The organism is Asticcacaulis sp. (genome assembly GCF_020217185.1).
Classification (GTDB): domain Bacteria; phylum Pseudomonadota; class Alphaproteobacteria; order Caulobacterales; family Caulobacteraceae; genus Asticcacaulis.
Genome location: NZ_JAIWNX010000229.1, coordinates 1 through 10,000, shown reverse-complemented (window position 1 = coordinate 10,000; position 10,000 = coordinate 1). Strand labels below are relative to the sequence as shown.

Below are 10,000 nucleotides of genomic sequence, written 5' to 3'. Positions count from 1 at the left end.
TATCTGGGCGAGCCCACCCCCTATTACGAGGCACGCAGTTCCTATTTCGGTATTATTGATCTGGCCGGTTTCAAGAAGGACCGCTTCTGGCTCTATCAGTCGCGCTGGCGTCCCGACCTGCCGGTGGCGCATCTGTTGCCGCACTGGAACTGGGCCAGTGATACCGGAAATGGCCGTGAGGGAGAGGTGACGCCAGTACACCTGTTCACCAACGGCGATGAGGCCGAGTTGTTCATCAATGGCAAGTCGCAGGGACGGATCAAGAAGCGTCCGTTCGAATATCGGCTGCGCTGGGATTACGTCACCTACGAACCGGGCGAAATCCGCGCCGTCGTCTATAAGGACGGCAAGCCGTGGGCCGAGGCGCGTCGCCAGACCACGGGGGCCGCCCACGCGCTGGCGCTGGAGGCCGACCGCAGCGTGATTGAGGCCGATGGCAAGGACCTGAGTTTTGTCACCCTGCGCATTATCGATGACAAGGGCGAAACCGTACCCTTCGCCAAGGATAAGGTGACCTTCACGCTGGAAGGTCCGGGCGAGATCGTCGCCACCGACAATGGCGATCCGACCGACTTTACGGCCTTCCCGTCGCCTGCGCGTAAAGCCTTCAACGGACTGGCTTTGGCCATTGTGCGCGCAAAGCCGGGGCAAAAGGGCCGCCTGACCCTCCGGGCCGAAGCGGCAGGGCTGAAGGCCGCACAGATAAGACTTGCGACGGGATAAGGTCTTACCAATTCAAACCCGTGTGGGGCTTGCCTCTGTGAGACCACCTCCCAGTCTGCTATATAACAAACAAATCTGTACCTTACCTTCACTTTGCGCTTGCCATTCGGGCAATTGGTCGGCAAAAGCGATATAGGTCATACCAATTTAAGGCGTAAGTCTCATGAAGATCGTATCGGCAAAAGTCATCGTCACCTGCCCCGGCCGCAATTTCGTCACCCTCAAGATCCTGACGGACGAAGGCGTCTATGGCATTGGTGACGCCACGCTGAACGGGCGTGAGCTGTCGGTCGTCTCCTATCTCGAAGACCATGTGATTCCCTGCCTGATCGGGCGCGACCCACAGCAGATCGAAGACATCTGGCAATATCTCTATCGCGGGGCCTATTGGCGTCGCGGCCCGGTGACCATGTCAGCTGTCTCTGCCGTCGATATGGCCCTGTGGGACATCAAGGGCAAGATCGCTGGCCTGCCCGTCTATCAGCTTCTGGGCGGCCGTTCGCGCACCGGCGTCATGGTCTATGGCCACGCCAACGGCACCACCATCGAAAACACCATCGAGGTGGCGCAGGAATACAAGGCCATGGGCTATAAGGCCATCCGCCTGCAATGCGGCGTGCCGGGGCTGGCTTCCACCTACGGCGTGTCGAAGGACAAGATGTTCTATGAGCCCGCCGACGCCGACCTGCCGACCGAAAACGTATGGTCCACCGAGGCCTATATGCGCGTGGTCCCGAAACTGTTTGCCGCCGCGCGGGAAGCGTTGGGCGAAGAGGTCCACCTGCTGCACGACGTCCACCACCGCCTGACGCCGATCGAGGCCGGGCGTCTGGGGCGTGACCTTGAGCCCTATCGTCCCTTCTGGATGGAAGATTCGGTCGTCGCGGAAAATCAGGACAATTTCAAACTGATCCGTCAGCATACCACGACGCCGCTGGCCGTCGGGGAAATCTTCTCGTCGATCTGGGACGCCAAAGACCTGATCCAGAACCAGTTGATCGACTATATCCGCGCCACTGTCGTGCACGCGGGCGGCATTTCTCACCTGAAAAAGATCGCCTCGTTCGCCGAGTTGTACAATGTGCGTACCGGCTGCCACGGGGCGACCGACCTGTCGCCGGTGTGCATGGCCGCGGCCCTGCATTTCGACGTCTCGATCCCGAACTTCGGCATTCAGGAATATATGCGCCATACGCCGGAAACCGATGAGGTCTTCCCGCACGGCTATTATTTCGACAAGGGCGACCTGATGGTATCCGAAACGCCGGGCCTCGGCGTCGATATCGACGAAGACCTGGCGGCGAAGTACCCCTATAAGCGCGCCTATCTGCCGGTAAACCGCCTGCAGGACGGCACGCTGTTTAACTGGTAAAAGCGATGGAAAGTCCCTCCCCTGATTTGGCTTCGCCGAACTTCGTTTCAGGGGAGGTGGATTTTGGAGCGACGCGACAAAAGACGGTGGGGTTAATACCGCTGCTTTAACCCCACCCGGCCCTTCGGGCCACCCTCCCCTGAAATTAGGGGAGGAACTTAAAAAACCGCACCCGCAAAGCGGGGCACCACAGGAGGGAACCATGCGTAGGCTTATCCACGCGCTGTGCGCGCTTGTCTGTCTGTTGGCCGCCCCGGCCTTTGCCGAAGACGGGTACGATCTGTGGCTGCGCTATAAGCCTGTGGCCAGCGCCCAAACCCTCCCCCGCGCCGTCGTCGCTCAGGCGCATTCCCCAACGGTTAAGGCGGCGGTAGCTGAACTGCAACGGGGCCTGTCCGGCCTGTCCGGGCACAAGATTTCCGTGGCCCAAAATGTTAGCGCTCCCTCGGTCATTCTGACGCGGAATGCGACGCCCGATATGGCGCTGGGCCGCGAAGGCTATGCGATCCGCAAAGGCCGTCAGAACGGTCAGCCGATCGTGCGCATCCGCGCCAACAGCGATATTGGCCTGCTGTACGGCGCTTTCGCCTATCTGCGGCACATCCAGACCGGCACCACCGCAGACATCACCGACGCGCCGAAGGTCAAACTCCGCCTGCTCAATCACTGGGACAATCTCGACGGTACGGTCGAGCGCGGCTATGCCGGTGCGTCGTTATGGGACTGGTGGCGGCTGCCGGACCTGAAGGACCCGCGCTACACCGACTATGCCCGCGCCAATGCCTCCATCGGCATCAACGGCACGGTGCTGAATAACGTCAATGCCAAGGCGGCGTCGCTGACCGCGCCCTATCTCGACAAGGCAGCGGTGCTGGCCGACACCTTCCGCCCCTACGGCATCCGCGTCTATCTGTCGGCGCGCTTTTCGGCCCCCATCGAACTGGGCGGCCTAAAGACTGCCGATCCGCTCGACCCGGCCGTGCGCGCCTGGTGGAAGGCCAAGGCGGACGAAATCTACGCCAAAATCCCTGACTTCGGCGGCTTCCTCGTCAAGGCCAATTCGGAGGGCCAGCCCGGCCCGCAGGACTATGGCCGCACGCACGAGGACGGGGCCAATATGCTGGCCGAAGCGCTTGGCAATCGCGGCGTCGTCATGTGGCGGGCCTTTGTCTATAAGGCCGAGGTCGCCGACGACCGCCACAAGCAGGCCTATAGCGAGTTCAAACCGCATGATGGAAAGTTCGCCCCTAATGTGCTGGTGCAGGTGAAGAACGGCGCCATCGACTTTCAGCCGCGGGAGCCCTTCCACCCCCTGTTCGGGGCCATGCCCAAAACGCCGCTGATGATGGAGTTCCAGATCACCAAGGAGTATCTGGGCTTTGCCACCCATCTCGCCTATCTGGGTCAGTATTACGAGGAAACCCTGCGCGCCGACACGTTTCAGAACGGCCAGAAAGGCTGGAGCGTCGCCCGCGTCGTGGAAGGCGAACATCACGCCCTCAGCGGCATGGCGGGCGTGGCCAATATCGGCACGGATCGCAACTGGTCCGGATCGCACTTCGATCAGGCCAATTGGTACGCTTTCGGGCAGCTGGCGTGGAACCCGCTAGGCTCGGCGCGCGACATCGCGGCCGAATGGGCGAAGATGACCTTCACCACAGACCCGCGCTTTGTGACGCCTGTCGTCGCCCTGATGATGCGTTCGCGCGAGACGGTGGCCGACTATATGACGCCGCTGGGGCTGCATCACCTGATGGACACCGGCCACCATTACGGCCCCGGCCCGTGGGTCGATAATCTGGGCCGGCCCGACTGGAACCCGGTCTATTACCACAAGGCGGACGCCAACGGCATCGGCTTTGACCGCACAAAAACCGGCTCTGACGCCCTGAGCCAGTACGACCCGCAGGTCCAGAAGGCTTGGGCCGATCCCAAAACGATGGATGAGCGCTATCTCCTGTGGTTCCACCACCTGTCGTGGGACTACAAGACGCGCTCCGGCCGCCCGCTGTGGGATGAACTGGTCCTGACCTATGACAAGGGGGCGAAGGACGCCGCCGCTATGCAACAGACGTGGGCAGCGATGAAGCCCTATGTCGATGCCGAACGCTTCGAGGCCATCGCCAGCACGCTGCGCATACAGGCGCGCGAAGCCAAATGGTGGCGCGACGCCTCTATCGCCTATTTCCAGTCGAAGTCGGGCCGTCCCCTGCCCGCCGGGGTGGCGGCGCCGGAAAAGTCACTCGACTATTACAAATCCCTGACCTTCCCCTATGCGCCGGGGCATCATTAAAAAAATGAAGGGGGTTGTGATCCACGCCGATCCGCGAGACGTAGAATCAAGTTATACTAAAATAAATATTTGAACTTTATAAATTTTTTATAAAAACATCGTTCGGTTTTAACGCGCGCTTTACCAACGGCGTAACAATGCTACGTCAGAAGTTGCGTAAGGTTTTGCCATGCTCGTTAAATCGAAGACCGACCACCGCCCCCGTTATGAGGCCCTGTCGCGGACTCAGGCCATCATCTGCTTCACGCTCGACGGCATCATCGAAGACGCCAATGACCGCTTTTGTGAGGCCATGGGCTATAGTCGCAGCGAAATCATCGGGCGGCACCACAGCCTGTTCGTTGATCAGGCCTATGCCGCCAGTGACGACTATCGCGCCTTCTGGGCCGATCTGAAGGCCGGGCGCTTCCGCTCGGATGAATTCGAACGGCTGGGCAAGGGCGGCAAGCGCGTCACGCTTCAGGCCACCTATTCGCCCATCGAAACCAACGGCCGCATTACCGGCGTCATCAAGATCGCCACCGTCGTCGAAAGCCGCAAGGCGCAGCAGGAACGCATCGCTCGCCTGCTGGAGACGCTTGACAAGCTGCCCGTGCCGATCATGACGTGCGATCCGGATACCTTCGTCATAGACTACGCCAATCAGGCCTCAATCCGCATGTTGGGCAAGATCCAGCAATATATCAACGTCAAGGCCGATGAGATCATCGGCTCCAAGATCGACGTCTTCCACAAGGTGCCTGAGCATCAGCACCGGATGCTGAACGCCATGGGCAGCGACGGCCATCAGACGACGATCAAGGTCGGGCCGGAATATCTGGAGCTAAAGATCAACCGCATCGCCGGAAGACCCCTGCTCGTCTGGTACGTGGTGACGCACCGGGTGGCCATGGCCAAGGGGATGGAGGATACGGTCGCTGAAATGACGCGCGTTGGTGATGCCGTCACGTCGCAGGCCGGTGAGCTGTCGGGCTATGTCCGCGAAACCATGACCCTGACTGGCACCGTCGCCAATGCGGTGTCGGAACAGGCCACCGCCATCCACGAAGTCGCCATGCGCACCACCGACGTGGCGCGTGAGGCCGAGGCGGTCGAAACCGCCAGTATCGGCACCAAGCATCAGCTCGAAGGCCTGACCGGTGCGGTCGGCAGCATTTCGGACGTGGTGTCCACCGTGTCCTCCATTGCCGAACAGACCAAGCTGCTGGCGCTCAATGCCACGATCGAGGCGGCGCGCGCCGGGGCCGCCGGTGCGGGCTTTGCGGTCGTGGCCTCTGAGGTCAAGGCCCTGTCCGAACAGACGGCTAAGGCCACGTCGGAGATCGGCAAGCGCATCGAGGCCATTCAGGCCGAAACGCGCAAGACGGTCGATACGGTGTCCGGCGTCATCAACGGCATCGGCCAGATCAGCCAGTTGGTCAATTCGGTGGCCTCCGCCACGCAGGAGCAGCGGGCCGTGGCGCAGTCGGTCTCCGAAACCATGGGCCGCGTGGCCGAATATGCCGAAAACACCGGCAAGTCCGCCGAACGGGTGGCCGGCATTTCCGACACGGTGCGCGCCACGGCGCAGGAGCTGAGCAGCCGTCTGGCCGAGTTCGTCAAGAAGGAATAGGCTTGATTACCCGGCCATAGCTGAGCGCCGTTTGCGGGATACCCACCTCGAACGGCGTCACTTCAAAGCCAAAGCGCTGCGTCAGCTTGTGGCCGTCGATATGGTAGGGGCGGTCGAACAGGAAGCGCATGTCGTGCAGTTCGCGCATGAAGGGCGTGACCAGCCCCAGCACGGGCAGCAGGCTTTGCGGGATGGCCTGAATCCGCGCGGGCTGCCCCAGCGCCTCGGCCCCCAGCGCGATCAACTGACGCGGCGTGCGCGTCGGCGCGCTCGGCATATGCCAGACCTGACCATATTCCGCCGCCGGCAGGTCAAGCAGCAGGGCCATGGCGCGCGCCACATCCGGTATGTAGGCGAAATCGTGCGGCGTATCCGGCGGGGCGATCAGTTGCGCGGGCTTGCCTTGCGCCAGCCGCCCAAAAACCAGATCGCCCAGATGGCTGTTGCTGACGCCGGGACCGTAGAAATCCGGCACGCGCAGGGCGCTCATCACCACCTCGCCCTTTGCCGCCGCCGCCTGCCACTGGTCTGAAATGGCGCGACGTACCGCCGGTTTGCCGCCCCAGCGGGCATAGGGCGTCATTTCCGAAATCGGCCCGTTTTGCGGTCCGTACATGTAGAGATTATCGAAGAAGAGCATTTTCGCGCCGGTCTCACGCGCCGCCTTGAGCAGGTTCGTCATGGCCACGGGCCAGCTTTGCCGCCACACGGCGGTCGAATACTCAAAGCCAATGGTGATGACGATGTGGGTCGCACCAAGCGTCACTGCCTGCACGGCAGCGGCATCGAGCACGTCCGACGCCCTGAAATCGACGCCCGGAGGCAGGTCTTTAGGGCGCTTGCGCTGCGTGATCAGGGGCCGACGGCCTTCGGCGACCAGACGTTCGGTGAGGCTGCGGCCACCGGGGCCGTAACCAAAGATGACGATTTTCTCGGACATGGGGAACTCCTGTTGATGTCCAAGGGTAACGCCGATTGCACTATACCAAAAATGCATTATTTATATGAGCATTATGCAAAATAAGAATTTAGCCGCTATCGATCTCGACCTGCTGCCGGTGCTTGAGGCCCTGCTGAGGCGGCGCAATGTGACCCACGCCGCGCACGAGGTGGGCCTCAGCCAGCCCGCCGTCAGCCGGGCCCTTTCGCGGTTGCGCGACCTGTTCGACGACCCGCTGCTGATCCGCGCTGGCGGTGGCCTGACCCTGACGCCCAGGGCCGAGCGGCTGGCCCCGCAGGTGGCGGAGGCCCTTGAGGGTTTGCGCGGCCTGTTCCGCGAAGATCGCTTCGACCCGGCGCAGGAAAAGCGCACGGTGCGGCTGGTGGCCTCTGATGTGCATACCCTGCTGCTGCTGCCCGCCCTGACGGCGCGGCTGGCGCGCGAGGCCCCCGGCATCGACGTGCAGGTGTCGGCCTATGGTCCGGAGACCATCACCCTGATGCAGCAGGGACGGCTTGATCTCGCCTTTGCGCTGGAGACGACGCCCCTGCCCGTCGGCACCGAGACCCTGCCGCTGGGTTACGACCGGCTGGCGCTGGTGATGCGGCGGGGGCACCCGCTGGCCGACCGGCCCGTCTCGCCCGAAGATTATGAGCGCTTCCCGCACGCCGCCATCCGCATTTTTGGCGACGGTCAGTCCGAACTGGATGCCGCGCTGGCGGCGCGCGGCCTGTCGCGGCGCATCGCCCTCAACACCCCCTATTTCACCGCAGCGCTGGCGGCCATCAGCCACAGCGACCTTCTCACCACCGTCTCCGAAGCGCTGGCGCAGCGGCTGGCCGAGACGTTTGGTCTGGTCTGCGTACCCTCACCCGTGGCGCCGGAACCGATGCGGCTGGTGCTGGTGTGGGACCGCCTGCGCGGCCGCGACCCGGCCCTGATCTGGTTCCGCGAATGTCTGAGAGACGTGGCGGCGGCGGTCTATTCCGCCACCTGAATGGCAAAGACACCGAAAAGCCGCAATTAGCGCTTAAGGTGTGTTTGTGTCCGGATTGGCGAAGCGCCGTCCCCGACACTTATCTTCCCTTCTCGTTCTGGCTGCGCCCGCTTCCAAGCCGAGTGCGCTCCAACCCTTTTTAAGTCCGCCCTCAGCGGACAGGATTATCATGTACAATTCTCATACCCCCACGGCCGCGAATGGCCGTCACGGTCGCGTTGCGGCCCCCCTTCACCGTGCCGTTAGCGCGGATTTTGTTCAGGCTGAATCGAAATTCCGCTCTAACGATTTATTTGGTCGCGCATTTGATTCCGAAAACCGTTGCACACTTTTCGGAGTGCGCTCTGAGCGCCCGATTCTCACCCCGCCCCTGTTTACACGGGAAGAATTACGCCGTCTTGTCGCTGAAATGATAGACTAAACGAAAATAAAATAGACCCCTGTCGCTTTTGGGGCGAAACCTATTTCAAGCTGTGCTATAGTAAAGCCTCGAAACACAGACCGCTTTGTCTGATTGCCTGTATTGGCCTCTCCCAAGCATTTCTTTTTTCGAACGCCCCGGTTTTCGGGGCAGACGGCGCACGTCTATATGCGAACGGAGGCCAACATGGCTGTCGGCATTGTAAAGTGGTTCAACCCGAACAAGGGTTTTGGTTTTATTCAGCCGGATGACGGCGGCAATGATGTGTTCGTGCACATTTCCGCCATCGAACGCGCCGGCTGGCGGATGCTGGTCGAAGGCCAGAAGATCGCCTACGAGGTCCAGAGCGACCGCGGCAAGGCGGCAGCGGTCAATCTTCAGGCCGCCTGACTCTGCGAAGCCCGGCAACCCCGCCGGGCTTTTTTATTTGATCTAAGGAGCCTGCACATGACCCCCTCCCGTTCCCCCGCCGACACCTGGGATTCCCTGTGGCCGACCGTGGGTGAGGCCGGGCTGGTCAACGCTCATGTCCCTGCCCGCTTCGAAGTGCGCTTTGACGGTCAGCTCTGGCAGGTGCTCAAAGACCGTGAGCCCGTGGCGCATCACAGCGAGCGCAGCGACGCCATTCACGGCGTGCGTCAGGCTATGCAGCGTCTGTTTGCCGCCGGTAAATCGGCGCAGTGGCGACTGATCGCGGCCAACGACTGATCCGCCTGTTGTCTGAAACGGTTTTTTGAAAGCTCTCCTCATGACCTATTCGCCCGCTGCGGCTACCACCACCGACGCCCTGTCCGACATCGCCGATCTGGTCGATGCGCTGCTGGTGGAGCCGTGGGAGCCGCAGAAGGTGACCGGTCGCCGTCGCGAAGCCTGGGCGCAACTGGCACCCCTGATCCTTAACGGCATTACACTATCGAAATTCGACACGCCCGCCTTTGACCGCCTGATGAACGGCCATATGCCCCTGCTGCGGCGCAGCCGCGACCGCGTATTGACGGCGGCACTGTTCGTCGTGGCCGCCGCCCTGTCGCGCTCGGAGCCCGTAGAGTTCAGGCGCTTTCTGTTCAGTCCGCCCTTGCTGAACGAGATGGCCGGCCTGAGCCGTATTATCGACTACATGGTCCGCCTGTACGCGGGCTCGACCGACTTCCGCCCGGAGTTGCGGCGTCAGGTCATCAACCTGATCTTTGATCCGGTCGAGGAGCTGGCACGTGCCAGCGACCTGAGGCAGGTGGTGGACTTTGTGGCCACCCGACTGGCCGATATTGACGGCTTTCAGCCCGACCTTTCTGGCATCAGCCTCGACCTGATGGGGGCCGTTCTGGCCGCGCGGCGCGGTGTGTACGACCTGCGCCACCAGATTCGTTAATCACTCTTCCAAGGCTGCCCGACGGCGCGCCAGTTCGGTCGAAACGGCGCTCATGCTGGCCTTGTCGAGCTTATACATCAGCAGCACCCCGACCGAGATCAGGGCCGCTACCGCCGGAGCCAGCGACATCAGGACGGTGATAATGCCCTTGGTTTCGACGGTCTGCGGGCCATTGGCGACGTAATCGACGGCCTTCAGACCCGCGCCGATCAGGTAGGAGGCCAGCGCTCCGCCCAGCTTTTGCGAAAAGGTTGCCGCCGCATAGGTCATGGC

10 protein-coding genes are annotated in these 10,000 nt (G+C 62.0%); 8 read left to right on the top strand and 2 right to left on the bottom strand.

What is annotated here, in order from left to right; all coding sequences use genetic code 11:
- From LDL37_RS11325 to LDL37_RS11310, 4 genes are all read left to right on the top strand, one after another.
- A partial coding sequence (locus LDL37_RS11325) for a DUF4982 domain-containing protein (protein ID WP_290798209.1) occupies nucleotides 1-723 on the top strand: 723 nt, incomplete at its 5' end.
- Between the two features lie 163 nt (nucleotides 724-886).
- Nucleotides 887-2,095 carry a D-mannonate dehydratase ManD gene (gene manD / locus LDL37_RS11320; RefSeq protein WP_290798206.1) on the top strand — a complete coding sequence of 403 codons (1,209 nt, stop codon included), beginning with the start codon at nucleotides 887-889 and terminating at the stop codon, nucleotides 2,093-2,095.
- Between the two features lie 202 nt (nucleotides 2,096-2,297).
- The gene (locus LDL37_RS11315) at nucleotides 2,298-4,388 is read left to right on the top strand and encodes an alpha-glucuronidase family glycosyl hydrolase (RefSeq protein ID WP_290798203.1); all 2,091 of its coding nucleotides are present in this window, start codon (nucleotides 2,298-2,300) and stop codon (nucleotides 4,386-4,388) included.
- A 169-nt stretch (nucleotides 4,389-4,557) separates the two neighbouring features.
- The gene (locus LDL37_RS11310; protein WP_290798200.1) at nucleotides 4,558-6,000 is read left to right on the top strand and encodes a methyl-accepting chemotaxis protein; all 1,443 of its coding nucleotides are present in this window, start codon (nucleotides 4,558-4,560) and stop codon (nucleotides 5,998-6,000) included.
- On the opposite strand, the gene LDL37_RS11305 is transcribed toward LDL37_RS11310, so the two are convergent.
- Nucleotides 5,987-6,940, bottom strand: coding sequence for an NAD-dependent epimerase/dehydratase family protein (locus tag LDL37_RS11305; RefSeq protein ID WP_290798197.1), 954 nt, complete (start codon nucleotides 6,938-6,940; stop codon nucleotides 5,987-5,989). The genes LDL37_RS11310 and LDL37_RS11305 overlap by 14 nt on opposite strands.
- 73 nt (nucleotides 6,941-7,013) lie before the next feature.
- Here LDL37_RS11305 and LDL37_RS11300 point away from each other — a divergent pair, with 73 nt between their 5' ends.
- The 4 genes from LDL37_RS11300 to LDL37_RS11285 all read left to right on the top strand — a co-directional run bounded on the left by LDL37_RS11300 (nucleotide 7,014) and on the right by LDL37_RS11285 (nucleotide 9,727).
- Entirely contained in the window at nucleotides 7,014-7,937 is a 924-nt protein-coding gene (locus tag LDL37_RS11300; RefSeq protein ID WP_290798194.1) for a LysR family transcriptional regulator, read from the top strand.
- A gap of 607 nt (nucleotides 7,938-8,544) precedes the next feature.
- Complete coding sequence (locus LDL37_RS11295) at nucleotides 8,545-8,748, top strand: cold-shock protein (RefSeq protein WP_013480794.1); 204 nt, start codon at nucleotides 8,545-8,547, stop codon at nucleotides 8,746-8,748.
- A 57-nt stretch (nucleotides 8,749-8,805) separates the two neighbouring features.
- Complete coding sequence (locus LDL37_RS11290) at nucleotides 8,806-9,066, top strand: hypothetical protein (protein WP_290798191.1); 261 nt, start codon at nucleotides 8,806-8,808, stop codon at nucleotides 9,064-9,066.
- 40 nt (nucleotides 9,067-9,106) lie between these two features.
- The gene (locus tag LDL37_RS11285) at nucleotides 9,107-9,727 is read left to right on the top strand and encodes a hypothetical protein (RefSeq protein WP_290798188.1); all 621 of its coding nucleotides are present in this window, start codon (nucleotides 9,107-9,109) and stop codon (nucleotides 9,725-9,727) included.
- Here LDL37_RS11285 and LDL37_RS11280 read toward each other — a convergent pair.
- On the bottom strand, nucleotides 9,728-10,000 hold a 273-nt coding region (locus LDL37_RS11280; protein WP_290798185.1), incomplete at its 5' end, for an MFS transporter.

What these genes read in the sequence shown, in the direction of transcription:
- manD (WP_290798206.1), top strand. Translation starts at nt 887, where the DNA reads ATGAAGATCGTATCGGCAAAAGTCATCGTCACCTGCCCCGGCCGCAAT.
- LDL37_RS11315 (WP_290798203.1), top strand. Translation starts at nt 2,298, where the DNA reads ATGCGTAGGCTTATCCACGCGCTGTGCGCGCTTGTCTGTCTGTTGGCC.
- LDL37_RS11310 (WP_290798200.1), top strand. Translation starts at nt 4,558, where the DNA reads ATGCTCGTTAAATCGAAGACCGACCACCGCCCCCGTTATGAGGCCCTG.
- LDL37_RS11305 (WP_290798197.1), bottom strand. Translation starts at nt 6,940, where the DNA reads ATGTCCGAGAAAATCGTCATCTTTGGTTACGGCCCCGGTGGCCGCAGC.
- LDL37_RS11300 (WP_290798194.1), top strand. Translation starts at nt 7,014, where the DNA reads ATGCAAAATAAGAATTTAGCCGCTATCGATCTCGACCTGCTGCCGGTG.
- LDL37_RS11295 (WP_013480794.1), top strand. Translation starts at nt 8,545, where the DNA reads ATGGCTGTCGGCATTGTAAAGTGGTTCAACCCGAACAAGGGTTTTGGT.
- LDL37_RS11290 (WP_290798191.1), top strand. Translation starts at nt 8,806, where the DNA reads ATGACCCCCTCCCGTTCCCCCGCCGACACCTGGGATTCCCTGTGGCCG.
- LDL37_RS11285 (WP_290798188.1), top strand. Translation starts at nt 9,107, where the DNA reads ATGACCTATTCGCCCGCTGCGGCTACCACCACCGACGCCCTGTCCGAC.